Origin of the sequence: Pseudomonas citronellolis (assembly GCF_029335315.1) — a bacterium.
Classification (GTDB): Bacteria; Pseudomonadota; Gammaproteobacteria; order Pseudomonadales; family Pseudomonadaceae; genus Pseudomonas; species Pseudomonas citronellolis_A.
In genome coordinates this window covers 17,937-43,225 of record NZ_JARJLT010000202.1, presented here as the reverse complement: position 1 = coordinate 43,225, position 25,289 = coordinate 17,937, and the positions used below count along the sequence as shown (strand labels likewise).

The 25,289-nt window shown below is 66.0% G+C and carries 19 protein-coding genes and 1 tRNA gene; 16 read left to right on the top strand and 4 right to left on the bottom strand.

Annotation, left to right across the window (positions count from 1 at the left end):
- Positions 1-118: 118 nt before the first annotated feature.
- The 15 genes from mtnA to P3W75_RS16070 all read left to right on the top strand — a co-directional run bounded on the left by mtnA (position 119) and on the right by P3W75_RS16070 (position 18,943).
- The gene (gene mtnA / locus P3W75_RS16140) at positions 119-1,195 is read left to right on the top strand and encodes an S-methyl-5-thioribose-1-phosphate isomerase (RefSeq protein ID WP_276228313.1); all 1,077 of its coding nucleotides are present in this window, start codon (positions 119-121) and stop codon (positions 1,193-1,195) included.
- A gap of 212 nt (positions 1,196-1,407) precedes the next feature.
- Positions 1,408-4,167: a DNA gyrase subunit A gene (gyrA, locus tag P3W75_RS16135; RefSeq protein ID WP_276228312.1), complete on the top strand. Its 2,760-nt coding sequence runs from the start codon at positions 1,408-1,410 to the stop codon at positions 4,165-4,167.
- A gap of 17 nt (positions 4,168-4,184) precedes the next feature.
- The gene (gene serC / locus P3W75_RS16130) at positions 4,185-5,270 is read left to right on the top strand and encodes a 3-phosphoserine/phosphohydroxythreonine transaminase (protein ID WP_276228311.1); all 1,086 of its coding nucleotides are present in this window, start codon (positions 4,185-4,187) and stop codon (positions 5,268-5,270) included.
- Positions 5,270-6,367: a prephenate dehydratase gene (gene pheA / locus P3W75_RS16125; RefSeq protein ID WP_276228310.1), complete on the top strand. Its 1,098-nt coding sequence runs from the start codon at positions 5,270-5,272 to the stop codon at positions 6,365-6,367. Before serC ends, pheA begins: the two co-directional genes overlap by 1 nt.
- 81 nt (positions 6,368-6,448) lie before the next feature.
- Entirely contained in the window at positions 6,449-7,561 is a 1,113-nt protein-coding gene (gene hisC / locus P3W75_RS16120) for a histidinol-phosphate transaminase (RefSeq protein ID WP_276228309.1), read from the top strand.
- A 4-nt stretch (positions 7,562-7,565) separates the two neighbouring features.
- On the top strand, positions 7,566-9,779 hold the full coding sequence (locus P3W75_RS16115; RefSeq protein WP_276228325.1) for a bifunctional prephenate dehydrogenase/3-phosphoshikimate 1-carboxyvinyltransferase: 2,214 nt from the start codon (positions 7,566-7,568) through the stop codon (positions 9,777-9,779).
- Positions 9,779-10,483 carry a (d)CMP kinase gene (cmk, locus tag P3W75_RS16110; protein ID WP_276228308.1) on the top strand — a complete coding sequence of 235 codons (705 nt, stop codon included), beginning with the start codon at positions 9,779-9,781 and terminating at the stop codon, positions 10,481-10,483. Before P3W75_RS16115 ends, cmk begins: the two co-directional genes overlap by 1 nt.
- Before the next feature lie 249 nt (positions 10,484-10,732).
- Complete coding sequence (gene rpsA, locus P3W75_RS16105; protein ID WP_276228307.1) at positions 10,733-12,415, top strand: 30S ribosomal protein S1; 1,683 nt, start codon at positions 10,733-10,735, stop codon at positions 12,413-12,415.
- A 135-nt stretch (positions 12,416-12,550) separates the two neighbouring features.
- Complete coding sequence (gene ihfB, locus P3W75_RS16100; RefSeq protein WP_276228306.1) at positions 12,551-12,838, top strand: integration host factor subunit beta; 288 nt, start codon at positions 12,551-12,553, stop codon at positions 12,836-12,838.
- Between the two features lie 26 nt (positions 12,839-12,864).
- On the top strand, positions 12,865-13,167 hold the full coding sequence (locus P3W75_RS16095) for a LapA family protein (RefSeq protein WP_276228305.1): 303 nt from the start codon (positions 12,865-12,867) through the stop codon (positions 13,165-13,167).
- A 6-nt stretch (positions 13,168-13,173) separates the two neighbouring features.
- On the top strand, positions 13,174-14,328 hold the full coding sequence (locus P3W75_RS16090; RefSeq protein WP_276228304.1) for a tetratricopeptide repeat protein: 1,155 nt from the start codon (positions 13,174-13,176) through the stop codon (positions 14,326-14,328).
- Between the two features lie 58 nt (positions 14,329-14,386).
- A complete protein-coding gene (locus P3W75_RS16085; protein ID WP_276228303.1) occupies positions 14,387-15,346 on the top strand; it encodes an NAD-dependent epimerase/dehydratase family protein in 960 nt (319 codons plus the stop codon).
- A complete protein-coding gene (locus tag P3W75_RS16080) occupies positions 15,343-16,350 on the top strand; it encodes an MraY family glycosyltransferase (RefSeq protein WP_276228302.1) in 1,008 nt (335 codons plus the stop codon). The genes P3W75_RS16085 and P3W75_RS16080 overlap by 4 nt, the downstream gene beginning before the upstream one ends.
- Positions 16,351-16,432: 82 nt before the next feature.
- Positions 16,433-18,424: a polysaccharide biosynthesis protein gene (locus P3W75_RS16075; RefSeq protein WP_276228301.1), complete on the top strand. Its 1,992-nt coding sequence runs from the start codon at positions 16,433-16,435 to the stop codon at positions 18,422-18,424.
- Positions 18,425-18,601: 177 nt separating this feature from the next.
- Complete coding sequence (locus P3W75_RS16070) at positions 18,602-18,943, top strand: ComEA family DNA-binding protein (protein ID WP_276228300.1); 342 nt, start codon at positions 18,602-18,604, stop codon at positions 18,941-18,943.
- A 189-nt stretch (positions 18,944-19,132) separates the two neighbouring features.
- Here the strand turns inward: P3W75_RS16070 and P3W75_RS16065 are convergent.
- Together P3W75_RS16065 and P3W75_RS16060 are read right to left on the bottom strand one after the other, a co-directional pair.
- Positions 19,133-19,208 (bottom strand) — tRNA-Asn (locus P3W75_RS16065).
- A 69-nt stretch (positions 19,209-19,277) separates the two neighbouring features.
- Positions 19,278-20,474: an amino acid aminotransferase gene (locus P3W75_RS16060; RefSeq protein WP_276228299.1), complete on the bottom strand. Its 1,197-nt coding sequence runs from the start codon at positions 20,472-20,474 to the stop codon at positions 19,278-19,280.
- 183 nt (positions 20,475-20,657) lie between these two features.
- On the opposite strand from P3W75_RS16060, the gene uvrB reads away from it, so the two are divergent.
- Positions 20,658-22,673, top strand: a complete 2,016-nt coding sequence (gene uvrB / locus P3W75_RS16055; RefSeq protein ID WP_276228298.1) for an excinuclease ABC subunit UvrB — start codon at positions 20,658-20,660, stop codon at positions 22,671-22,673.
- 18 nt (positions 22,674-22,691) lie between these two features.
- Here the strand turns inward: uvrB and P3W75_RS16050 are convergent, their stop codons facing one another.
- Together P3W75_RS16050 and P3W75_RS16045 are read right to left on the bottom strand one after the other, a co-directional pair.
- Positions 22,692-24,191, bottom strand: coding sequence for an MDR family MFS transporter (locus tag P3W75_RS16050; protein ID WP_276228324.1), 1,500 nt, complete (start codon positions 24,189-24,191; stop codon positions 22,692-22,694).
- Positions 24,192-24,240: 49 nt separating this feature from the next.
- Positions 24,241-25,275 (bottom strand): HlyD family secretion protein, encoded by a 1,035-nt coding sequence (locus tag P3W75_RS16045; RefSeq protein ID WP_276228297.1) that lies wholly within the window; start codon positions 25,273-25,275, stop codon positions 24,241-24,243.
- Positions 25,276-25,289 lie beyond the last annotated feature (14 nt).

Sequence of the window (25,289 nt, the reverse complement as noted above, 5' to 3'; positions counted from 1 at the left end):
GCCTTCGCCTCCGGCTCGTTATACTCGGCGGTTTTCCCGGGCCGCGCCCGGGGCCGAAGTTGGCGCGCCGGCGAGCGCGGCCCGAACCTGGATAGATAGAAAGCAGAAGAGGTGTTCCATGCGTGAGCGACTGTTGGCGGCCGAGCGGGTCACCGCCATTGATTGGCGCAACGGCACCCTTCGTCTGCTGGACCAGCGCCTGCTGCCGCTGGAAGAGACCTGGCTGAGCTACGACAGCGCCGCCGGCGTCGCCGAAGCGATCCGCCAGATGGTCGTGCGCGGCGCGCCGGCCATCGGCATCGCCGCCGCCTATGGCCTGGTGCTCGGGCTGCGCGCGCGGCTGCTGGTCGGCGGCGACTGGCGCAAGGCCCTGGAAGACGACTTCCTGGTGCTCGCCGAGTCGCGGCCCACCGCAGTCAACCTGTTCTGGGCGCTGAACCGCATGCGCGATCGCCTGGAGCGCCTGAAACCGACCGACGACCCGCTGCAGGTGCTGGAAGCCGAGGCCATCGCCATCCACGAGAGCGACCGCGAGGCCAACCTGACCATGGCCCAGCTCGGCGTCGAGCTGATCCGCAAGCAGCACGACGGCCCGCAGAAGATCCTCACCCACTGCAACACCGGCGCCCTGGCCACCGGCGGCTTCGGCACCGCGCTCGGGGTGATCCGCGCGGCGCACCTGGAGGGCCTGGTCGAGCGCATCTACGCCGACGAAACCCGCCCCTGGCTGCAGGGGGCGCGCCTGACCGCCTGGGAGCTGGTCAACGAAGGCGTGCCGGTGACCCTCAACGCCGACGCCGCGGCGGCGCACCTGATGAAGACCGAGAGCATCACCTGGGTCATCGTCGGCGCCGACCGCATCACCGCCAACGGCGACGTGGCGAACAAGATCGGCACCTACCAGCTGGCGGTGAACGCCATGCACCACGGCGTGCGTTTCATGGTGGTGGCGCCCAGCTCGACCATCGACATGAACCTGGAGAGCGGCGAAGACATCCCGATCGAGGAGCGCGACGGCCGCGAGCTGCTGGAAATCGGCGGCAAGCGCGTGGCGGCAGAAGTGGATGCCTACAACCCGGTGTTCGATGTGACCCCGGCGGACCTGATCGACGCCATCGTGACCGAGCGCGGCGTGGTCGAACGTCCCGACGCCGAGCGCATGGCCCAGCTGATGAGCCGCAAACGCCTGCACTGACGGCGTTTGCCGGGGATAGGTGTTCCCCGGGGCTTGTGGTAAGCTCCGACGGTTCTAAGGGGGTCCTTTTTTCGACCCCGTCGATTGCGCGGATCAACGACCTAAGTCGTTGATTTGTTGTGAGTCGGTGGCGTTTTGATGGCGCCCCCGCACTCCGCCGGGCTCGGGATGGGCGAGGCGGAGTTCCATCTGCAAAAGGAACCAGGCTTCTCATGGGCGAACTGGCCAAAGAAATCCTCCCGGTCAACATCGAAGACGAACTCCGACAGTCCTACCTCGATTACGCCATGAGCGTGATCGTCGGTCGTGCCCTGCCCGATGCGCGCGATGGCCTCAAGCCCGTGCATCGTCGCGTCCTGTACGCGATGAGCGAACTGGGCAACGACTGGAACAAGCCCTACAAGAAATCCGCCCGTGTGGTCGGTGACGTGATCGGTAAGTACCACCCGCACGGCGACACCGCGGTGTACGACACCATCGTGCGCATGGCCCAGCCGTTCTCGCTGCGCTACATGCTGGTGGACGGCCAGGGCAACTTCGGTTCGGTGGACGGCGACAACGCCGCGGCCATGCGATACACCGAAGTGCGCATGTCCAAGCTGGCCCACGAGCTGCTCGCCGACCTCGACAAGGAAACCGTCGACTGGGTGCCCAACTACGACGGCACCGAACAGATCCCGGCGGTCATGCCGACCAAGATCCCCAACCTGCTGGTCAACGGTTCCAGCGGTATCGCCGTGGGCATGGCGACCAACATCCCGCCGCACAACCTCGGTGAGGTCATCGACGGCTGCCTGGCGTTGATGGACAACGCCGAGCTGACCGTCGACGAGCTGATGCAGTACATCCCCGGTCCGGACTTCCCGACCGCCGGCATCATCAACGGTCGCGCCGGCATCATCGAGGCCTACCGCACCGGTCGCGGGCGCATCTACATCCGTGCCCGCGCCGATATCGAGGACATGGAGAAGGGCGGCAACCGCCAGCAGATCATCATCACCGAGCTGCCCTACCAGCTGAACAAGGCGCGGCTGATCGAGAAGATCGCCGAGCTGGTGAAAGAGAAGAAGATCGAAGGCATCACCGAACTGCGCGACGAGTCCGACAAGGACGGCATGCGCGTGGTCATCGAGCTCCGCCGCGGCGAAGTCGGCGAGGTGGTGCTGAACAACCTCTACGCCCAGACCCAGCTGCAGAGCGTCTTCGGCATCAACGTCGTGGCCCTGGTCGATGGCCAGCCGCGCACGCTGAACCTCAAGGACATGCTCGAAGTCTTCATCCGCCACCGCCGCGAAGTGGTGACCCGGCGGACCGTCTACGAGCTGCGCAAGGCCCGCGAGCGCGGCCACATCCTCGAAGGCCAGGCGGTCGCCCTGTCGAACATCGACCCGGTGATCGAGCTGATCAAGAACTCGCCGACCCCGGCCGAGGCCAAGGAGCGCCTGATCGCCACGCCCTGGGAATCCAGCGCCGTGGAAGTCATGGTCGAGCGCGCCGGCGCCGACGCCTGCCGTCCGGAAGACCTCGATCCGCAATACGGCCTGCGCGACGGCAAGTACTTCCTGTCGCCGGAACAGGCCCAGGCCATCCTGGAACTGCGCCTGCACCGCCTGACCGGTCTGGAGCACGAGAAGCTCCTGTCCGAGTACCAGGAAATCCTCGCCCTGATCGGCGAGCTGATCCGCATCCTGACCAACCCGCAGCGCCTGATGGAAGTCATTCGCGAGGAGCTGGAGAAGGTCAAGGCCGAGTTCGGCGACGCCCGTCGCACCGAGATCGTCGCGTCCCAGGTGGACCTGACCATCGCCGACCTGATCACCGAAGAAGAGCGCGTGGTGACCATCTCCCACGGCGGCTACGCCAAGTCCCAGCCGCTGGCCGCCTACGAGGCCCAGCGTCGCGGCGGCAAGGGCAAGTCGGCGAGCTCGGTGAAGGAAGAGGACTACATCGAACACCTGCTGGTGGCCAACAGCCACGCGACCCTGCTGCTGTTCTCCAGCAAGGGCAAGGTCTACTGGCTGCGCACCTTCGAGATCCCGGAAGCCTCGCGTACCGCGCGCGGCCGTCCGCTGGTCAACCTGCTGCCGCTGGACGAGGGCGAGCGCATCACCGCGATGCTGCAGATCGACCTGGAAGCCGTGCGCGCGCAGTTCGCCGGCGACGATGGCGATGACGACGACGTGGTCGCCGAGCAGGTCGCCGAAGTGGTGGAAAGCGAAGAGGCCGAAGAGGGCGATGACGCCGACTTCAGCCAGGACGAGCCGACCGGCGCGTACATCTTCATGGCCACCATGAAAGGCACCGTGAAGAAGACCCCGCTGATCCAGTTCACCAAGCCGCGCTCCAACGGCCTGATCGCGCTGAAGCTGGAAGAGGGCGATTCGCTGATCGCCGCCGCCATCACCGACGGTTCGAAGGACGTGATGATGTTCTCCGACGCCGGCAAGGTAATCCGCTTCAAGGAAAGCAAGGTCCGCATCATGGGCCGCAACGCCCGTGGCGTGCGCGGCATGCGCCTGGCCGAAGACCAGCGGATCATCTCCATGCTGATCCCGGAATGCCGCGAGGCGCAGATCCTCAGCGCCTCCGCGCGCGGTTACGGCAAGCGCACCCCGCTGGCCGACTACCCGCGTCGCGGCCGTGGCGGCCAGGGCGTGATCGCCATGGTCATCAACGAGCGCAACGGCAGCCTGGTGGGCGCCGTGCAGGTGCTCGACGGCGAGGAGATCATGCTGATTTCCGACCAGGGCACCCTGGTCCGCACCCGCGTCGACGAAGTCCGCGGCGCCGGCCGCAACACCCAGGGCGTGATCCTCATCAAGCTGGCCAGCGACGAGACCCTGGTGGGCCTGGAGCGGGTCCAGGAACCGACCGTCGTCGAAGGCGAAGTCGTGGACGACGAAGCGCTCGACGAGAACCAAGAAGCAGGCGAAGCCGCGGCCGAGGAAGCGCCGCAGGCCAGCGAAGACTGATTAGCGAGACTGAAGACGTGAGCAAGCGAGCCTATAACTTCTGCGCCGGCCCGGCGGCACTCCCCACCGAGGTGCTGGAGCGCGCCCGCGCCGAACTGCTGGACTGGCAGGGCAAGGGCCTGTCGGTCATGGAGATGAGCCACCGTAGCGACGACTACGTGGCCATCGCCGAGAAGGCCGAGCAGGACCTGCGCGACCTGATGGCGATCCCGTCGAACTACAAGGTGCTGTTCCTCCAGGGCGGCGCCAGCCAGCAGTTCGCCGAGATTCCGCTGAACCTGCTGCCCGAAGACGGCGTGGCGGACTACGTGGAAACCGGCATCTGGTCGAAGAAGGCCATCGAAGAGGCTCGTCGCTTCGGCAACGTCAACGTCGCCGCCAGCGCGTCCAGGTACGACTACTTCGCCATTCCCGGGCAGAACGAGTGGAACCTGAGCAAGGACGCCGCCTACCTGCACTACGCATCCAACGAGACCATCGGCGGCCTGGAGTTCGACTGGATTCCGCAGGTCGGCGACGTGCCGCTGGTGGTGGACATGTCCTCGGACATCCTCTCGCGCCCGATCGACGTGTCGAAGTTCGGCCTGATCTATGCCGGCGCGCAGAAGAACATCGGGCCAAGCGGCCTCGTTGTCGTGATCGTTCGCGAAGACCTGCTCGGCCGCGCCCGCAGCATCTGCCCGACCATGCTCAACTACAAGGTCGCCGCCGATAACGGCTCCATGTACAACACCCCGGCCACCTACTCCTGGTACCTCTCCGGCCTGGTCTTCGAGTGGCTGAAGGAGCAGGGCGGCGTCGACGCCATGGAGCGTCGCAACCGCGCCAAGAAGGACATGCTGTACGGCTTCATCGACGGCAGCGAGTTCTACACCAACCCGATTCAGCCCAGCGCCCGCTCCTGGATGAACGTGCCGTTCCGCCTGGCCGACGAGAAGCTCGACAAGGCCTTCCTCGAAGGCGCCGACGCGCGCGGCCTGCTCAACCTGAAGGGCCACCGTTCGGTGGGCGGCATGCGTGCCTCCATCTACAACGCCCTGGGCCTGGACGCCATCGAGGCCCTGGTGGGCTACATGGCCGAGTTCGAGAAGGAGCACGGCTGATGAGCGACGTTGACCAGCTCAAGGCTTTGCGCGTTCGCATCGACAGCCTCGACGAGAAGATCCTCGAGCTGATCAGCGAGCGCGCCCGCTGCGCCACCGACGTGGCGCGGGTGAAGATGCAATCCCTGCCCGAAGGCGAGAAGCCGGTGTTCTACCGGCCCGAGCGCGAGGCCTGGGTGCTCAAGCACATCATGGAACTGAACAAGGGCCCGCTGGACAACGAGGAAGTTGCGCGCCTGTTCCGCGAGATCATGTCCTCCTGCCTGGCCCTGGAGCAGCCGCTCAAGGTCGCCTACCTCGGCCCCGAGGGCACCTTCACCCAGGCCGCGGCGCTCAAGCACTTCGGTCACGCGGTGATCAGTACGCCGATGACCGCCATCGACGAAGTGTTCCGTGAAGTGGCCGCCGGAGCGGTGAACTTCGGCGTCGTTCCGGTGGAAAACTCCACCGAGGGCGCGGTCAACCACACCCTCGACAGCTTCCTCGAGCACGACATGGTGATCTGCGGCGAGGTCGAGCTGCGCATCCACCATCACCTGCTGGTGGGCGAGAACACCAAGACCGACAGCATCACCCGTATCTATTCCCACGCCCAGTCCCTGGCCCAGTGCCGCAAGTGGCTGGACGCGCACTACCCGAACGTCGAGCGCGTGGCGGTGCCGAGCAACGCCGACGCCGCCAAGCGGGTCAAGAGCGAGTGGAACAGCGCGGCCATCGCCGGCGACATGGCGGCCAGCCTGTACGGCCTGGACAAGCTGCACGAGAAGATCGAGGACCGCCCGGACAACTCCACGCGCTTCCTCATCATCGGCAACCAGGAAGTGCCGCCGACCGGCGACGACAAGACCTCGATCATCGTCTCCATGCGCAACAAGCCCGGCGCGCTGCACGAGCTGCTGGTGCCGTTCCACACCAACGGCATCGACCTGACCCGCATCGAGACCCGCCCGTCGCGCAGCGGCAAGTGGACCTACGTGTTCTTCATCGACTTCGTCGGCCACCACAAGGACCCGCTGATCAAGGACGTGCTGGAGAAGATCAACAGCGAAGCCGTGGCGCTGAAAGTGCTGGGCTCCTACCCCAAAGCGGTTCTCTGAACCGCCGGTCGCTCGCCGCGAGCCCGGGCTGCTCGGCCCTGGGGTTCCCGGCGGGCGGCCCTCAGCTTGAGGCTTGTAGCAATGTCGTGTGACTTCCTCGCCCTGGCCCAGCCGGGCGTACAGAAACTCTCGCCCTACGTCCCGGGCAAGCCGGTCGACGAGCTGGCCCGCGAACTCAACCTGGACCCGGCGAAGATCGTCAAGCTGGCCAGCAACGAGAACCCGCTCGGCCCCAGCGCCAAGGTGCTGGAGGCGATCCGCGCCGAGCTGGCGGAAATGACCCGCTATCCCGACGGCAACGGCTTCGAGCTGAAGAGCAAGCTGGCGCAGCGCTGCGGCGTCTCCACCGCCGAAGTGACCCTGGGCAACGGTTCCAACGACATCCTCGACCTGGTCGCTCGCGCTTACCTGGCCCCGGGCCTGAACGCCGTGTTCAGCCAGTACGCCTTCGCCGTCTACCCGATCTCCACCCAGGCCGTCGGCGCCGAAGGTCGCAGCGTGCCGGCGAAGGACTGGGGTCACGACCTGGAAGCCATGCTGGCGGCGATCGACGCCAACACCCGCGTGGTCTTCATCGCCAACCCGAACAACCCCACCGGCACCTGGTTCGGCCCTGACGCGCTGGAGCGCTTCCTCGCTCGCGTGCCGGAGAACGTCCTGGTGGTGCTGGACGAGGCCTACATCGAGTACGCCGAGGGTGACGAGCTGCCCGACGGCCTGACCTACCTGGCCCGCTACCCGAACCTGCTGGTCTCGCGCACCTTCTCCAAGGCCTATGGCCTGGCCTCGCTGCGGGTCGGCTACGCCATCTCCTCGGCGCGCATCGCCGATGTGCTGAACCGCGTGCGCCAGCCGTTCAACGTCAACAGCCTGGCCCTGGCCGCCGCCTGCGCCGCGCTGGACGACGCCGAGTACCTGGCCGAAGGCAAGCGCGTCAACGATGCCGGCATGCAGCAGCTGCAGGATGGCCTGCGTGCGCTGGGCCTGGCCTGGATCCCGTCGAAGGGCAACTTCCTCGCCGTGGACCTGCAGCGCGACGCCGGCCCGGTCTACCAGGCCCTGCTCGCCGAAGGTGTGATCGTTCGCCCTGTAGGCGGCTACGGCATGCCGCAACACCTGCGCATCTCCATCGGCCTGCCGCAGGAGAACGCGCGTTTCCTCGACGCCCTGGCCAAGGTCCTCGGCCGTGCCTGAGGTGATGCCGCGCAAGCTCCGCCGCCTGGTGGTGGTGGGGCTCGGCCTGATCGGCGGTTCCTTTGCCAAGGGCATCCGCGAGAAAGGCCTGTTCGAGGAAGTCGTCGGGGTCGACCGTGACCCGGAAACCCGCCGCCTGGCCGTTCAGCTGGGGGTGGTCGACCGTTGCGAGGAAAGCCTGCGCGAAGGTTGCCGCGACGCCGACGTGATCCAGCTCGCCGTGCCGATCCTGGCCATGGAGAAGGTGCTCGCCGAACTGGCCGGCTTCGACCTCGGCCGCGCCGTGCTCACCGACGTCGGCAGCGCCAAGGGCAACGTGGTGCGCGCCGCGACCGCGGTGTTCGGCGGCATGCCGGCGCGCTTCGTGCCCGGCCACCCGATCGCCGGTTCCGAGCAGAGCGGGGTGGAGGCGGCCAACGCGAAACTGTTCCGCCGTCATAAAGTCATCCTCACGCCGCTGGATAATGCCGAGGAAGACGCGATCCAGTGCGTCGAGGCGCTGTGGCGCGAGCTGGGCGCGGACGTCGAGCTGATGGAAGTCGAGCACCACGACGAAGTGCTCGCCGCCACCAGCCACCTGCCGCACCTGCTGGCCTTCACGCTGGTCGACTCGCTGGCCAAGCGCAGCGAAAATCTGGAAATCTTCCGTTATGCCGCCGGCGGCTTCCGCGACTTCACGCGGATCGCCGGTAGCGACCCGGTGATGTGGCACGACATCTTCCTTGCCAACCGCAAGGCGGTGCTGCGCATCCTCGACGTCTTCCGCGACGACCTCGACGCCCTGCGCGAGGCCGTCGACGCAGGGGACGGGCAACAACTGATGGGCGTCTTCACCCGCGCCCGCGTCGCCCGTGAACATTTCAGCAAAATCCTGGCCCGCCGGGCCTATGTGGACGCCATGCATAACAACGACCTGATTTACCTGGCCCAGCCGGGTGGCCGCCTGTCCGGGCGCGTACGCGTTCCGGGCGACAAGTCCATCTCCCACCGCTCGATCATGCTCGGCTCGCTGGCCGAAGGCACCACCGAGGTGGAAGGCTTCCTCGAGGGCGAAGACGCCCTGGCCACCATTCAGGCGTTTCGCGACATGGGCGTGGTCATCGAAGGCCCGCACCATGGCCGGGTCACCGTGCATGGCGTCGGCCTGCACGGCCTGAAGCCGGCGCCGGGTCCGATCTACCTGGGCAACTCCGGCACCTCCATGCGCCTGCTCAGCGGCCTGCTGGCGGCGCAGCCGTTCGACAGCGTGCTGACCGGCGATGCGTCGCTGTCCAAGCGCCCGATGAACCGCGTGGCCAAGCCGCTGCGCGAGATGGGCGCGGTCATCGAGACCGCGGCCGAAGGTCGTCCGCCGCTGAACATCAAGGGTGGCCAGAAGCTGACCGGCATGCACTACGACATGCCCATGGCCAGTGCCCAGGTGAAATCCTGCCTGCTACTCGCCGGCCTCTACGCCGCCGGTGAAACCTCGACCACCGAGCCGGCCCCGACCCGCGATCACACCGAGCGCATGCTGCGTGGCTTCGGCTATCCGGTGGACGTGCAGGGCGCCACCGCCAGGGTCGAGTCGGGCCACAAGCTGACCGCCACCCAGATCGAGGTGCCGGCCGACATTTCCTCCGCCGCCTTCTTCCTGGTCGCGGCGAGCATCGCCGAAGGTTCGGAGATCGTCCTCGAACACGTCGGCATCAACCCGACCCGTACCGGCGTGATCGACATCCTCAAGCTGATGGGCGCCGACATCACCCTGGAAAACCAGCGTGAAGTCGGCGGCGAGCCGGTGGCCGACCTGCGCGTGCGCTCGGCGAAGCTGAAGGGCATCGACATCCCCGAAGACCTGGTGCCGCTGGCCATCGACGAATTCCCCGTGCTGTTCGTCGCCGCCGCGAATGCCGAAGGCCGCACCGTGCTGCGCGGCGCGGAAGAACTGCGGGTCAAGGAATCCGACCGCATCCAGGTCATGGCCGACGGCCTGCTGGCGCTGGGCGTGAAGTGCGAGCCGACCCCGGACGGCATCATCATCGACGGCGGCGCCTACGCCGGCGGCGAAGTCTGGAGCCACGGCGACCACCGCATCGCCATGTCCTTCAGCGTCGCCTCGCTGCGCGCTTCGGCGCCGATCCGCATCCACGACTGCGCCAACGTCGCCACCTCGTTCCCGAACTTCCTCGGCCTGGCCGCGGGCGCCGGCATCCGCGTGGCGGAGGAGGGCAACTGATGGCCGCCTCCGACTTCGCCTCGGCCTGGCCGGTACTCGCCATCGACGGGCCCAGCGGCTCGGGCAAGGGCACCGTGGCCGGCATCCTGGCCAAGCGGCTGGGCTGGAACCTGCTCGACTCCGGCGCGCTCTACCGCTTGCTGGCGTTCGCCGCCGGCAACCACGGCATCGACCTGACCAACGAGGAAGCCCTCAAGGTCCTGGCCGCGCACCTGGACGTGCAGTTCACCCACGCCAAGGGCGGCCAGGGTCAGCACATCATCCTCGAAGGCGAATACGTCACCGACACCATCCGCACCGAACAGGTCGGCGCCGGCGCCTCCCAGGTCGCCGCGCTGCCGGCGGTGCGCGACGCGCTGTTGCAGCGCCAGCGCGCCTTCCTCGAGGCGCCGGGCCTGGTGGCCGACGGGCGTGACATGGGGACCGTGGTGTTCCCCGACGCGCCGCTGAAGATCTTCCTCACCGCTTCGGCGGAGGAGCGCGCCCGCCGTCGCTACCTGCAGCTCAAGGGCAAGGGCATCGAGTGCGACATCGTCGCGCTGACCGCGGAAATCAGCGCACGCGACGAACGGGATAGCCAGCGTAGCGTGGCGCCGCTGAAACCCGCCGAGGGCGCTATCGTGGTCGACTCCACGAGCATGAGCATCGACGGCGTGGTGGACAGCATCCTCGCCGAGGTCGCCAAACTGGGCCTGGATGCCTGAGCGACACCGTTGGCGTTTGACGCCTGTGACGGCGGTTGCTAACATTCCAGACCTTGTATTGGGAGGCTTTTGCCCATATCTGGCGAAGCAACCCGAAAAATCTGAATGTGGAGCGCCCGTCATCCGATGGGCGCGGCCGGGGACCGACAGGATACCAGTCTTGATCCTGGCGGCTTCTTTTTCATCACTTGACCGCGTTGGCTGGTGACGCGGAATCGGGCTTACAAGCCTTTGACTACAGGTATAGACATGAGCGAAAGCTTCGCAGAACTCTTTGAAGAAAGTCTGAAATCCCTCGACATGCAGCCGGGTGCAATCATCACCGGCATCGTGGTCGACATCGATGGTGACTGGGTCACCGTCCATGCCGGCCTGAAATCCGAGGGCGTCATCCCGGTCGAGCAGTTCTACAACGAACAGGGCGAGCTGACCATCAGTGTGGGTGACGAAGTCCACGTTGCGCTGGACGCGGTAGAAGACGGCTTCGGTGAAACCAAGCTGTCCCGCGAAAAAGCCAAGCGTGCCGAGAGCTGGATTGTTCTGGAAGCTGCTTTCTCTGCCGACGAAGTGGTCAAGGGCGTTATCAACGGCAAGGTCAAGGGTGGCTTCACCGTCGACGTCAACGGCATCCGCGCGTTCCTGCCGGGTTCGCTGGTCGACGTGCGTCCGGTGCGTGACACCACTCACCTGGAAGGCAAAGAGCTCGAGTTCAAGGTCATCAAGCTGGACCAGAAGCGCAACAACGTTGTCGTTTCCCGTCGTAGCGTCCTCGAAGCCGAGAACAGCGCCGAGCGCGAAGCCCTGCTGGAATCCCTGCAGGAAGGCCAGCAAGTCAAAGGTATCGTCAAGAACCTCACCGACTACGGCGCATTCGTGGACCTGGGCGGCGTAGACGGCCTGCTGCACATCACCGACATGGCTTGGAAACGCATCAAGCACCCGTCGGAAATCGTCAACGTTGGCGACGAGATCGATGTCAAGGTTCTGAAGTTCGACCGCGAGCGCAACCGCGTATCCCTGGGCCTGAAGCAACTGGGCGAAGACCCGTGGGTTGCCATCAAGGCTCGTTACCCGGAAGGCACCCGCGTCATGGCCCGCGTCACCAACCTCACCGACTACGGCTGCTTCGCCGAGCTGGAAGAGGGCGTGGAAGGCCTGGTACACGTCTCCGAAATGGACTGGACCAACAAGAACATCCACCCGTCGAAAGTCGTTCAGGTTGGCGACGAAGTGGAAGTTCAGGTTCTGGACATCGACGAAGAGCGTCGTCGTATCTCCCTGGGCATCAAGCAGTGCAAGTCCAACCCGTGGGAAGACTTCTCCGGCCGCTTCAACAAGGGCGACAAGATCTCCGGCACCATCAAGTCGATCACCGATTTCGGTATCTTCATCGGCCTGGAAGGCGGCATCGACGGTCTGGTTCACCTGTCCGACATCTCCTGGAACGAAGTCGGCGAAGAAGCCGTACGTCGCTTCAAGAAGGGCGACGAGCTGGAAACCGTCATCCTCTCCGTCGATCCGGAGCGCGAGCGCATCTCCCTGGGCATCAAGCAACTGGAAGACGATCCGTTCTCCAGCTACGCCGGCCAGCACGAGAAAGGCACCATCGTTCGCGGTATCGTCAAGGAAGTTGACGCCAAAGGCGCCATCATCAGCCTGGGCGACGACATCGAAGGCGTCCTGAAAGCCTCCGAAATCAGCCGTGACCGCGTTGAAGACGCTCGTAACGTTCTGAAAGAAGGCGAAGAAGTCGAAGCCAAGATCATCAGCGTCGACCGCAAGAGCCGCGTCATCAGCCTCTCCATCAAGTCCAAGGACGTTGATGACGAGAAAGATGCGATGAAAGAACTGCGTAGCAAGCAAGACGTAGAAAACACCGGTCCGACCACCATTGGTGATCTGATCCGTGCGCAAATGGAGAACCAGGGCTAAGTCCTGATTCTTTCAAGGAAAAGGGCGACTTCGGTCGCCCTTTTTCGTTTTCCCTCCTTCAGGCTGTTCAAAGCCTGATCAGCGTGCTAAAAGAATCTAGAGCTGATCTAGCCGCTTGAAAAAGAAGGGAAAACCATGACCAAGTCGGAGTTGATCGAGAGAATCGTTACCCATCAGGGGCAGCTTTCCGCAAAGGACGTGGAGCTGGCGATCAAGACCATGCTTGAGCAGATGTCCCAGGCTCTGGCGACCGGCGATCGCATCGAGATCCGTGGGTTCGGCAGTTTCTCTCTGCATTACCGCGCGCCGCGCGTCGGCCGGAATCCGAAGACCGGCGAATCGGTGCGCCTGGATGGTAAATTCGTTCCGCACTTCAAGCCGGGCAAGGAATTGCGCGACCGGGTCAATGACGAGCTCGAGTAGCCGGCTGGAACGATCGAGGATTTCGCATGCTTAGGCTCAAACGCTTTCTGGCCTTCCTGGCGGCTATCCTGCTGTGCGCGGTGGTCGTCGTCTTCGTGCTGGAAAACCTGCAGAAGGTCCAGCTGTCCTTCCTCGGCTGGCAGACGCCCGAGTGGCCGCTGGTGGTCTTCGTCACCCTGGCCTTCGTCGTCGGTGGTGTCATCGGCCTGCTGCTGAGCATTCCCTTCCGCGCCCGTACGCGCCTGCACCTTTCCGGGCTGCGTTCCGAGGTGTCCCGCTTCCGCAAGGAAAACCAGAACCTGCGCGACCAGTCGCTGAAGACCCAGTGACGCCGCATGTCCAGCCTTCTCGCTTGGCTGCTGTTCGTTCTCGCGCTCGCCGTGGGCTGGTGGCTGGGCCGGCGTTCCGCGCGCCCCGGAAGCATCCCGGCAGCGGCTGACGAGGCGCTGCGCGAGCGGGTGCGCAACATGCACAACCTGCTCGACCGGCACTCTGACGACGCACTCGAGCGCCTCTCCCAGGGGTTGTCGCTGAACGCCGACACCCTCGAAAGCCATGTCCATGTCGGCAACCTGTTCCGCCGTCGCGGCGATATCGAAAAGGCCATCCAGATCCACCAGGAACTGCTCGAAAAGGCCGGCGACAATGCCGTGCTGTCCGCGCAGATCAGCCTGGAGCTGGCGCGCGACTTCATCGCCGGCGGCCTGCTGGGGCGCGCCGAGGAACTGCTCGACGAGCTGATGGGGCGCGATGACCAGGCCAGTTCCCTGGAAGCCCTGGACGAGCTCAGGCGCATCGCCGAGCGCGAGAAGGACTGGGCCCGCGCCGTCGACCTGGCGTCGCGCCTGGTGAGCCAGCGACCGCAATTGAAGGCGGTGCTGGCCAATTATTACTGCGAGCTGGCCCAGGAGCGCGTGCGCGCCGGCGAGCGCGCGAAGGCCCGGGAGCAGCTCAACGAGGCACTGCGGGTCGATCCGCATTGCGTAAGGGCGCTGCTGATTCGCCTGGACTGCGAGTTGTGGCAGGGCAATTTCCCCGCCGCGAACGCTTCCATCGCCGAGCTGTGCACGGCGGACGCCAGCTTCCTGGGCGAGCTGCTGCCCCTGTTGCGTCGCCGCGAGCGCAGCGCCGAGCCGGAGATTCTCGCCGGCCTGCGCCGCCTGGCGGAGGCTCCGGACGCCCCGCCGGCGCTGCTGGCGATCCTCGCCGAGCTGGATGCCGACGCCCAGGGCTGGCGTGGCAGGCTGCTCGCCCGCGTGCAGCAGCAGCCCTCCTGGCGCGGCCTGCTGGATGTGCTGGCAAGCTTTGGCGGCGGGCGCGCCGATCCGGAGATGGTTGCGCGCATGCAGCCGATCATCGCCGGGCTCTACCAGTCGATGCCGCGCTACCGCTGCGGCAACTGTGGGTTCGCCGGCCGCGAACTGCATTGGCAGTGCCCTGGCTGCCATGCCTGGAACACACTCAGACCAATAGTGACGCCGCAACCTTGATGCTTGAAATGGATATCGCGCGGGACATTCCCGGCGCCTGGGTTTCTGGGGAGTGGGTTTGAAAGTACTTTTGACGGGGGCTACCGGCTTCGTCGGGCGAGGGTTGCTCGAGCGACTCGCGGCTGAGCCCGGGTTGCGTCTCGCGGTGGCCGTGCGCTCACCGTTGGGCGGCGAGTTTCCTGGTGTCGAGGTTCATCCCATCGACGGACTGGAGGGCGCAAGGGATTGGCGGCCGACGCTGCGTGGCGTGGATGTGATCGTGCATGCGGCGGCGCGGGTCCATGTCATGCGGGAAACCTCCGCCGATCCGCTGGCCGCGTTTCGCGCGATCAACCTGCAGGCGACCCTCGATCTTGCGCGCCAGGCCGCCGCGGCCGGGGTGCGCCGCTTCATCTTCATCAGCTCGGTCAAGGTCAATGGCGAGGCCACGCTGCCGGGGCGGCCGTTCCGCGCCGATGACGCGCCCGCGCCAGCGGACCCCTACGGTGTCTCCAAGCTGGAGGCGGAGAGGGCATTGGCGGCCCTCGCCGCGGAGACCGGCCTGGAAGTGGTGGTCATTCGCCCGCCGCTGGTCTACGGGCCGGGTGTGGGAGCCAATTTCGCCGCCCTGATGCGCGCGGTGCAGCGGCAGGTCCCGCTGCCTTTCGCCTGGGTGCGCAACAAGCGCAGCCTGGTTTCCCGGGACAACCTGGTCGACCTCGTGTGGGTCTGCCTGGCCCACGAGCGCGCCGCCAATCAGGTGTTCCTGGCCAGCGACGATGACGATCTCTCTACCGCCGAGCTGTGCCGCCACCTGGCGGTTGCCCTTGGCGTGCCGTCACGGCAGCTGCCGGTGCCGGAATTCCTGCTGCACGGCGCCGCCGCGCTGCTCGGGCGTCGTGAGCAGGCGCAGCGGGTGCTCGGTTCGCTGCAGGTAAGCGTCGACAAGAATCGCGAGCTGCTGGGTTGGCGCCCGCCGGTGGGCGTCGCGCAGGCGCTCGCCGTCACCGCGAGCTGGTACCGGGAGGCTGGCCGATGACTGTCGTGCTGTTGCTCCTCGCCGTGCTTCTGGCCTGGGCGGGTACCGCCAGCGTGCGTCGCTACGCCTTGGCGCGCAGCGTCATGGATGTGCCGAACGAGCGCAGTTCGCATAGCGTGCCCACTCCTCGCGGTGGCGGGGTGGCGATCGTCCTGAGTTTCCTGTTGGTGCTGCTGCTGGCCTGGTGGCTGGGGTTGGCCGATACGCGCGAGATGCTCAGCCTGGTCCTGCCGGGTGCCCTGATAGCCCTGGTCGGCTTCGTCGACGATCATCGTCCCGTGCCGGCCCGCTGGCGCCTGTTGGGGCATTTCCTCGGTGCCGCGCTGCTGCTCTACGTGCTGGGAGGCTTGCCGGCGCTGCCGGTCGCCGGGGCGAATTGGGACCTCGGGGTCGTCGGCTGGCTGGCGGCGCTCTTCTACCTGGTGTGGCTGCTCAACCTCTACAACTTCATGGACGGCATCGACGGCATCGCCAGCCTGGAAGCCATCACCGTCTGCGTCGGCGGCGCGCTGTGCTACTGGTTCGTCGGGGCGGGCGCGCAGGCCGGTCTGCCGCTGCTGCTGGCGGCGGCGGCGCTGGGATTCCTGCTGTGGAACTTCCCGCCGGCAAGAATCTTCATGGGTGACGCCGGCAGCGGTTTCCTCGGCCTGGTGCTGGGCGGTCTGTCACTGCAGGCGGCCTGGACGGCGCCGCAACTGTTCTGGGCCTGGCTCATCCTGCTCGGGGTCTTCGTGGTCGACGCCACCTGGACGCTGGCGCGTCGCTTGTTGCGCGGCGAGCGCGTCTACCTGGCGCATCGCAGCCACGCGTACCAGCGTGCCTCGCGCCGGCTCGGGCAGCACCGCGCGGTCAGCCTCGCGGTGGTCGCGGTCAATCTCGCGTGGCTGTTACCGATCGCGGTTTTGGTGACGCTGGGGTGGATCGATGGCGTGCTGGGGCTGATTGTTGCCTATGCTCCATTGGTGCTGGTCGTCGCGATCTTGGGGGCGGGAGCCCCGGAATAGGGAAATTGCGCTGAACTCCATGGGAAATGGTGGTCAATGTAAGGCGGGAGAAGACTCCCAAGCTCGAAAAGGACGAAAGGATATGCTGCGAGAGCGCCTTCTGAGGCTCCCACGTCGTTACAAACGCATGCTGCAGGTGGTCACCGACGTCTTCCTCGTATGGATGGCGCTGTGGCTCTCCTTCGTGGTGCGCCTGGGCACGGATGATCTGGCCTATCCCTTCCGGGTGCACGCTTGGCTGTTCATCACCGCGCCGTTGATCGCCATTCCGCTGTTCATCCGCTTCGGCATGTACCGGGCGGTCATGCGCTACCTGGGCAACGACGCGCTGATCGCGATCTGGAAGGCGGTGACCATTTCGGCCCTGGTGCTGTCGCTGGTGGTCTACTGGAACCGCTCGGTGATCGAGGCGGTGCCGCGCTCCCTGGTGCTCAACTACTGGTGGTTGAGCCTGGTGATGGTGGGTGGCCTGCGCCTGGTCATGCGCCAGTACTTCATGGGTGACTGGTACGGCACCGTGCAGGGCGTGCCTTTCCTGGGGCGACAGGATGACGGCCTGATCAAGGTGGTCGTCTATGGCGCCGGCTCCGCGGGCAACCAGTTGGTGGCGGCCCTGCGCCTGGGTCGGGCGATGCGCCCGGTGGCCTTCATCGATGACGACGACGAGATCGCCGATCGGGTGATCGCCGGCCTGCGCGTATTCAAGCCCAGGCACATTCAGCAGATGATCGACGAGACCGGGGCCCAGGAAGTGCTCCTGGCCATTCCTTCGGCCACTCGGGCGCGTCGTCGCGAGATTCTCGGCCTGCTGGAGCCCTATCCGCTGCACGTGCGCAGCGTTCCGGGGTTCATCGAGCTGGCCAACGGGCGGGTGAAGGTCGACGACATCCAGGAAGTGGACATCGCCGACCTGCTGGGGCGCGACCCGGTGGCGCCGCGCCGCGAGCTGCTGGAACACTGCATTCGCGGCCAGGCCGTGATGATCTCCGGGGCTGGCGGCTCCATCGGTTCCGAGCTGTGCCGGCAGATCCTCTCCTGCGGGCCGACGGTGATGGTGCTGTTCGAGCACTGCGAGTTCAATCTCTACCGCATCCACCAGGAGCTGGAGCACCGCGTGCGGCGCGAGTCGCTGGCGGTGCAGCTGGTGCCGATCCTGGGCTCCGTGCGCAGCCCCGAACGCCTGCTCGAAGTGCTGAACAGCTGGAAGATCAACACGGTCTACCACGCGGCGGCCTACAAGCACGTGCCCATCGTCGAGCACAACATTTCCGAGGGCGTGCTGAACAACGTGGTCGGCACGCTGCACGCGGCCCAGGCGTCGATCCAGGCGGGCGTGCAGAACTTCGTGCTGATCTCCACCGACAAGGCGGTGCGCCCGACCAACGTGATGGGCGGCACCAAACGCCTGGCCGAGATGATCCTGCAGGCGCTCAGCCAGGAGCAGGCGCCGGTCCTGTTCGGCGACAAGGCCGGCGTCCATCAGGTGAACAAGACCCGTTTCACCATGGTGCGCTTCGGCAACGTGCTCGGCTCGTCCGGCTCGGTCATCCCGCTGTTCCGCGAACAGATCAAGCGCGGTGGCCCGGTGACCGTCACCCACCCGGCGATCACCCGTTATTTCATGACCATTCCCGAAGCCGCCCAGCTGGTGATCCAGGCGGGCGCCATGGGGCGTGGCGGCGACGTCTTCGTGCTCGACATGGGGCAGCCGGTGAAGATCCTCGAGCTGGCCCAGCGGATGATCCACCTGTCCGGTCTCAGCGTGCGCTCGGAAGCTACCCCGCACGGCGACATCTCCATCGAGTTCAGTGGCCTGCGTCCGGGCGAGAAGCTCTACGAGGAGCTGCTGATCGGTGACGAGGTAGGGGCGACCGAGCACCCGATGATCATGAAAGCCAGTGAGGAGATGCTGCCCTGGGACGCCTTCAAGGTCGTGTTGGGTTCCCTGCTGCGCTCGGTGGAGGCCGGCGATTACGCCCAGGTGCGCATGCTGCTGCGCGAAACGGTGAACGGCTACTGCCCGGACGGCGACATCGTCGACCTGGTGCACCAGCAGCGTCGTATGGAGCCTTGACGGCTGCCTGCGCGAACCTTCCCTGATGCAGGGGAAGATTTCCCGTCAGTGCGTAAGGGGTGTCTATTTAGGCGCTCCATCCGGTTAAAGGGCTATTTTCGGATTGCTTCCTGGGTTGAAGGTATCGGGGCGGGTCCATGGCGACTCGCGCATACCTTCATTTCAAGGAGCGATACCATGCGTAGACTGTTCGCAGCACTGCTGATCCTGTTCTCCGGCATGACCTTCCATTCGCTGGCCGCCGCTGCGCCCGCCGTCGAGCCTGCCGTCGAGCCGCTGAAGCCGGCGACGGTGACGATGCACGTGACGGCCGAGGCTGGCGACAAGCTGAACCTCAATACCGCCGACGCGGCATCGCTGGAGCAAAAGCTGAAGGGGATCGGCAAGGCCAAGGCGGAAGCCATCCTGGCCTATCGCGAGGCCAATGGACCGTTCACCAGCGTGGACCAGTTGCTGGAAGTGAAGGGGGTCGGCAAGGCCCTGCTGGACAAGAATCGTGACCTGCTGACGGTGGAGTGAGCGGGGAGCGATGGAGAAAAGGGCTGGTCGATCCGACCGGCCCTTTTCATTTTCCGAAGGGAGTCTGGGGGGCTCGGCGCCGAGAGGCCTGATGCGCTTCAGTTCGGCCTTGCGGCGGATACGCGTCCAGGGCGCTTTTCTTCGGCGCAAAGAAAAAGCCCTCGGCATGTGCCGAGGGCTTTTCGAATTTGGCTCCGCGACCTGGACTCGAACCAGGGACCCAATGATTAACAGTCATTTGCTCTACCGACTGAGCTATCGCGGAACAACGGTGCGTATCTTACTGATTAAGAAGGGGAAGTCAACAATCTAGCGACGACTTCCCCGACTTTTTTCAGAGCACCTGGACGATGGCGCGGGTAACGGTGTCCAGGTTGCCGTTGTTCAGCGCGGCAACGCAGATGCGGCCGGTGCCGACGGCGTAGATGCCGAACTCGTTCTTCAGGCGTTCCACCTGCTCGGCGGTCAGGCCGGAGTAGGAGAACATACCGCGCTGCTCGGCGACGAAGCCGAAGTCGCGCTTGGCGCCCAGGGCGGCCAGTTGCTCGACCATGGCGACGCGCATGTTGCGGATACGGCTGCGCATTTCACCCAGTTCCTCTTCCCACTGGGCGCGCAGTTCCGGGCTGTTGAGCACGGCGGAGACGACGCTGGCGCCGTGGGTCGGCGGGTTGGAGTAGTTGGTGCGGATCACGCGTTTGACCTGGGACAGGACGCGGGTGGACTCCTCGCGGCTGTTGGTCACGACCGACAGGGCGCCAACGCGCTCGCCGTACAGCGAGAACGACTTGGAGAAGGAGCTGGAGACGAAGAAGTTCAGGCCCGACGTGGCGAACAGGCGCACGGCGGCGGCGTCTTCGTCGATGCCGTCACCGAAGCCCTGGTAGGCGATGTCGAGGAAAGGCACGTGACCCTTGGCCTTGAGCACGTCCAGGACCTGTTTCCAGTCGTCCATGCTCAGGTCGACGCCGGTCGGGTTGTGGCAGCAGGCGTGCAGGACCACGATCGACTGCGAGGGCAGGGCGTTCAGGTCTTCCAGCAGGCCGGCGCGGTTCACGCCGTGGCTGGCGGCGTCGTAGTAGCGATAGTTCTGCACCGGGAAGCCGGCGGCTTCGAACAGCGCGCGGTGGTTTTCCCAGCTCGGGTCGCTGATGGCGACGGTGGCATTGGGCAGCAGGCGCTTGAGGAAGTCGGCGCCGGTCTTCAGCGCGCCGGTGCCGCCCACGGCCTGGGTGGTGACCACGCGGCCTTCGGCCAGCAGCTCGGAATCGGCGCCGAACAGCAGTTTCTGCACGCCCTGGTCATAGGCGGCGATGCCCTCGATCGGCAGGTAGCCACGCGGCGCGTGGGCCTCGATGCGGGCTTTCTCCGCGGCCTGTACGGCGCGTAGCAACGGGAGGCGGCCTTCCTCGTTGTAGTACACGCCCACGCCGAGGTTGATCTTGCCCGGGCGGGTATCGGCGTTGAAAGCTTCGTTCAGGCCCAGGATGGGGTCGCGGGGGGCCATTTCGACAGCGGAGAACAGACTCATTTTGGCGGCAGCTCTAAGGCGGGAGTGAAGATGCAATTGCAACCCCCGCGCACGGCGCTGGGGGATGCGTCGACGGGCCGGTATTATATAGGCCTCTATGGCAGGCTGCGAGTTGATCGCGCATGCTTTCGCCTGGTTTGACGCCGCAGCCGCGCCCGCGTCACACCCCACAGCGAGGTTCCCATGTCGACATTCCAACTGGATTCGCGCTTCAAGCCGGCGGGCGACCAGCCCGAGGCGATCCGACAAATGGTCGAGGGCCTGGAGGCGGGCCTGTCCCACCAGACCCTGCTGGGGGTGACCGGCTCCGGCAAGACCTTCAGCATCGCCAACGTGATCGCCCAGGTGCAGCGCCCGACCATGGTCCTGGCGCCGAACAAGACCCTGGCCGCGCAGCTGTATGGCGAGTTCAAGAGCTTCTTCCCGCACAACGCGGTGGAGTACTTCGTTTCCTACTACGACTACTACCAGCCGGAAGCCTACGTCCCGTCTTCCGACACCTATATCGAGAAGGATTCGTCGATCAACGACCACATCGAGCAGATGCGCCTGTCGGCGACCAAGGCGCTGCTCGAACGCGAGGACGCGATCATCGTCTGCACGGTGTCGTCGATCTACGGCCTGGGCGACCCCGCGTCCTACCTGAAGATGGTCCTGCACCTGGATCGCGGCGACCGCATGGACCAGCGCGAGCTGCTGCGCCGCCTGACCAGCCTGCAATACTCCCGCAACGACATGGATTTCGCCCGCGCCAGCTTCCGCGTGCGCGGCGACGTGATCGACATCTTCCCGGCGGAATCGGAGCTGGAGGCGATCCGCGTCGAGCTGTTCGACGACGAAGTGGAGAACATTTCCGCCTTCGACCCGCTGACCGGCGAGGTGATCCGCAAGCTGCCGCGCTTCACCTTCTACCCCAAGAGCCACTACGTGACGCCGCGCGAGACCCTGATGGAGGCGGTGGAGCAGATCAAGGAAGAGCTCAAGGTGCGCCTGGACTACCTGCGCAACAACAACAAGCTGGTGGAAGCCCAGCGCCTGGAGCAGCGCACCCGCTTCGACCTGGAGATGATCCTCGAGCTGGGATACTGCAACGGCATCGAGAACTACTCGCGCTACCTCTCCGGGCGCGGCCCCGGCGAGCCGCCACCGACCCTCTACGACTACCTGCCGGCCAACTCGCTGCTGGTGATCGACGAGTCCCACGTCAGCGTTCCGCAGGTCGGCGCCATGTTCAAGGGCGACCGTTCGCGCAAGGAAACCCTGGTGGAGTACGGCTTCCGCCTGCCCTCGGCGCTGGACAACCGGCCATTGCGCTTCGAGGAGTGGGAGTCGATCAGCCCGCAGACCATCTTCGTCTCGGCCACGCCGGGCCCCTACGAGGAGCAGCACGCGGGGCGGGTGATCGAGCAGGTGGTGCGCCCCACCGGCCTGGTCGACCCGCAGATCGAGGTGCGCCCGGCCTCGACCCAGGTCGACGACCTGCTCTCGGAGATCCGCCTGCGGGTCGCCCAGCAGGAGCGCGTGCTGGTCACCACCCTGACCAAGCGCATGGCCGAGGACCTCACCGACTACCTGGGCGACCACGACGTGCGGGTGCGCTACCTGCACTCGGACATCGACACGGTCGAGCGCATGGAGATCATCCGCGACCTGCGCACCGGGACCTTCGACGTGCTGGTGGGGATCAACCTGTTGCGCGAGGGCCTGGACATGCCCGAGGTGTCACTGGTGGCCATCCTCGACGCCGACAAGGAAGGCTTCCTGCGTTCCGAGCGTTCGCTGATCCAGACCATCGGCCGCGCCGCGCGCAACCTCAACGGCAAGGCGATCCTCTACGCCGACAACGTCACCGGCTCGATGCAGCGGGCGATGGACGAGACCGAGCGGCGGCGCAACAAGCAGCTCGCCTTCAACGAGCTGCACGGCATCGTGCCCAAGGGCGTGAAGAAGGACATCAAGGATATCCTCGAGGGCGCCAGCGTGCCGGGCGCCAAGGGCAAGCGCCGTGGGGTGGCCAAGGTGGCGGAGGAGAGCGGCCGCTACGAGGGCGAGCTGCGCTCGCCGAACGAGATCGGCAAGCGCATCCGCCAGCTGGAGGAGAAGATGTACCAGCTGGCCCGCGACCTGGAGTTCGAGTCCGCCGCGGCCGTGCGCGACGAAATCCACAAGCTGCGCGAGCGCCTGGTGGAGGTCGGCTGACCCCCACCGGCGCCGTCGTCAGTGCGCGCCGGCGCCGGCCTGGGCGCCGAAGCCGGCCGGTAGCGGGCGGGTCAGCAGCACGGCGAGCATGCTGATCGCCAGCACGATGCCGATGGCGTGGAAGGCGTCGTTGTAGGCCATGATCGCCGCCTGCTGGTGGACGATCTGGCCGATCTCCGCCAGCGCCGCCTGCTGGCTGCCGAGCTGCGTGGTCAACTGCGCCAGGCGCTCGTCCACGGCGCCGTTCAGCGGCACCACGGCCTCGCGCAGGTAGTCGTAGTAGACCTTGGCGCGGCTATCCAGCAGGGTCGCCAGCAGGGCGATGCCGATGGCGCCGCCGAGGTTGCGCAGGATGTTGAACAGGCTGGAGGCGGAGCCGGCGTCCTGCGGTTGCAGGTAGACGGTGGCGATCAGCGAGATGGTGACCATCACCATCGGCTGGCCGAGCGCGCGCAATAACTGGATCTGGTTGAACTGCGGGCCGGCGAAGTCCGGGTTGAGCACCCCCGAGCAGAAGCTCGCCAGGCCGAACAGGCCGAAGCCGATGGCGCATAGCAGGCGCGGCTGGATGATCTTCATCAGCTTGGGAATCAGCGGGATGAGGAACAGCTGCGGCACGCCCATCCACATGATCACCTCGCCGATCTGCATGGCGTTGTAGCCCTGGATCTGCGCGAGGTACAGCGGCAGCACATAGATCGAGCCATACAGCCCCATGCCCAGGCCGACACTGGAGATGCTCGACAGGCCGAAGTTGCGGTTGCGCAGGATGCCGAGGTTGATCAGCGGGTTGGGCCGCGAGGTCTGCAGGATGACGAACAGGATCAGGCTGACCAGGGCGATGCTGCCCAGGCTGACGATCAGGTTCGACTCCAGCCAGTCCTTGCGATGGCCTTCCTCGAGGAACACCTGCAGGCAGCCCAGGCCGACGGCCATGGTCACGATGCCGGCGTAGTCGGTGCTCTTCAGCAACTCCCAGTGCGGCGGCTTCTTCTCCAGGCCGTAGAGCAGCCCGGCGATCATCAGCAGGCCCGGGGGGATGTTGATGTAGAAGATGTATTCCCAGCCGAAGTTCTCGGTCAGCCAGCCGCCCAGGGTCGGCCCGATCGACGGGGCGAAGGTGGCGGTGATGGCGAACAGCGCCATGCCCTTGGGCCGGTGGTGGTCCGGCAGCTTGAGCAGGCTCAGGGTGAAGGCCAGGGGGATCAGCGCGCCGCCGGTGAAGCCCTGCATGGCGCGGAACACGATCATGCTCTCCAGGTTCCAGGAGAAGGAGCACAGCAGCGAGGAGAACAGGAAGCCGATCGACACCATCACCGCCAGGCGCCGCGCCGAGAGCAGCTGCACCAGCCAGGCGGTGAGCGGGATCATGATGATCTCGGCCACCAGGTAGGAGGTGGAGATCCACGAGCCTTCCTCCAGGGTCGCGGCCAGCGCGCCCTGGATGTCCTTCAGCGAGGAGTTGGTGATCTGGATGTCGAGCACCGCCATGAAGGCGCCGAGCATCGCCGCGAGCACGGCGATCCAGTCGCGCCGGCTGGGTTCCCCGACCGGTCGGACGAGGGGATCAGCGCTCACCGATCTGCACCTCGGCCTCGACCGACATGCCCGGGCGCACCAGGCCCTTGAGCGGGCTGTCGGCGGCGAAGGTGATCTTGACCGGAATGCGCTGCACCACCTTGGTGAAGTTGCCGGTGGCGTTGTCCGGCGGCAGCAGGCTGAACTGCGCGCCGGAGGCGGCGAACAGGCTGTCCACGCAGCCCTCGATGGGCTGGTCGGGGAAGCTGTCGAGGATCAGCCGGGCCTTCTGCCCCGGGCGCATCTTGCCGACCTGGGTTTCCTTGAAGTTGGCCTGCACCCAGATGCCGTCGTCGGGCACCAGCGACAGCAGCTGGCTGCCGACCTGCACGTACTGGCCGACGCGGGCGTTGCGCTGGCCGACCAGGCCACTCACCGGGGCATGGATCTCGGTGCGCGCCAGGTTGATCTCTGCCTGGGCGATCTCCGCGCGGGAGGCGTCGATCTGTGCCTGCAGGCGCTTGATGTCGGCGTTCAGGGCGTCGACCTGGATGTGCTGGGCCTGCAGGTCGGCCTGGGCCTTGGCCACCTGGGAGCGGGCCACGTGGGAGTCGGCGGTCAGGGTGGTGACGCGCTCCTCGGAGACGTAGCCGGGCTTGCGCAGGGTCTGCGCGCGGTTCAGGTCTATCTGGGTGCGGCCGAAGGTAGCCTGGCTGGCGTTCAGGTCGGCCTCGCTGGCGGCGATCATGCTGCCCTGGCCCTTGAGCTTGCTGCGTGCCTGCACCAGTTCGGCTTCGTGAGTGGCCAGGCTGGCCTTGGCGCGGTCCAGCGCCAGGCGGAAATCGGCGTCCTCCAGCTTGACCAGCAACTGGCCTTTTTCCACGTGCTGGTTGTCGGTGACCAGCACCTGGTCGATGCGCGCGCCCAGTTGGCTGGCGATGCGCGTGATCTCGCCCTGGACGTAGGCGTTGTCGGTGGTCTCCTGGAAACGGCCGATGAAGTACCAGCGGCCGAGGAAGGCGAGGCCGACCAGGGTGAGGAGGACGAGGAAGATGCTCAGGCGGCGTTGTAATTGTGCGGGCATGGGAAAACGAGCGT

Bases quoted from the DNA above. Each gene is read 5' to 3' on its own strand.
- P3W75_RS16080 (WP_276228302.1), top strand. From the start codon at position 15,343: ATGACTGTCGTGCTGTTGCTCCTCGCCGTGCTTCTGGCCTGGGCGGGT.
- cmk (WP_276228308.1), top strand. From the start codon at position 9,779: ATGGCCGCCTCCGACTTCGCCTCGGCCTGGCCGGTACTCGCCATCGAC.
- mtnA (WP_276228313.1), top strand. From the start codon at position 119: ATGCGTGAGCGACTGTTGGCGGCCGAGCGGGTCACCGCCATTGATTGG.
- P3W75_RS16095 (WP_276228305.1), top strand. From the start codon at position 12,865: ATGCTTAGGCTCAAACGCTTTCTGGCCTTCCTGGCGGCTATCCTGCTG.
- P3W75_RS16070 (WP_276228300.1), top strand. From the start codon at position 18,602: ATGCGTAGACTGTTCGCAGCACTGCTGATCCTGTTCTCCGGCATGACC.
- rpsA (WP_276228307.1), top strand. From the start codon at position 10,733: ATGAGCGAAAGCTTCGCAGAACTCTTTGAAGAAAGTCTGAAATCCCTC.
- ihfB (WP_276228306.1), top strand. From the start codon at position 12,551: ATGACCAAGTCGGAGTTGATCGAGAGAATCGTTACCCATCAGGGGCAG.
- pheA (WP_276228310.1), top strand. From the start codon at position 5,270: ATGAGCGACGTTGACCAGCTCAAGGCTTTGCGCGTTCGCATCGACAGC.
- P3W75_RS16075 (WP_276228301.1), top strand. From the start codon at position 16,433: ATGCTGCGAGAGCGCCTTCTGAGGCTCCCACGTCGTTACAAACGCATG.
- P3W75_RS16045 (WP_276228297.1), bottom strand. From the start codon at position 25,275: ATGCCCGCACAATTACAACGCCGCCTGAGCATCTTCCTCGTCCTCCTC.
- P3W75_RS16090 (WP_276228304.1), top strand. From the start codon at position 13,174: ATGTCCAGCCTTCTCGCTTGGCTGCTGTTCGTTCTCGCGCTCGCCGTG.
- hisC (WP_276228309.1), top strand. From the start codon at position 6,449: ATGTCGTGTGACTTCCTCGCCCTGGCCCAGCCGGGCGTACAGAAACTC.
- P3W75_RS16115 (WP_276228325.1), top strand. From the start codon at position 7,566: ATGCCGCGCAAGCTCCGCCGCCTGGTGGTGGTGGGGCTCGGCCTGATC.
- P3W75_RS16060 (WP_276228299.1), bottom strand. From the start codon at position 20,474: ATGAGTCTGTTCTCCGCTGTCGAAATGGCCCCCCGCGACCCCATCCTG.
- gyrA (WP_276228312.1), top strand. From the start codon at position 1,408: ATGGGCGAACTGGCCAAAGAAATCCTCCCGGTCAACATCGAAGACGAA.
- uvrB (WP_276228298.1), top strand. From the start codon at position 20,658: ATGTCGACATTCCAACTGGATTCGCGCTTCAAGCCGGCGGGCGACCAG.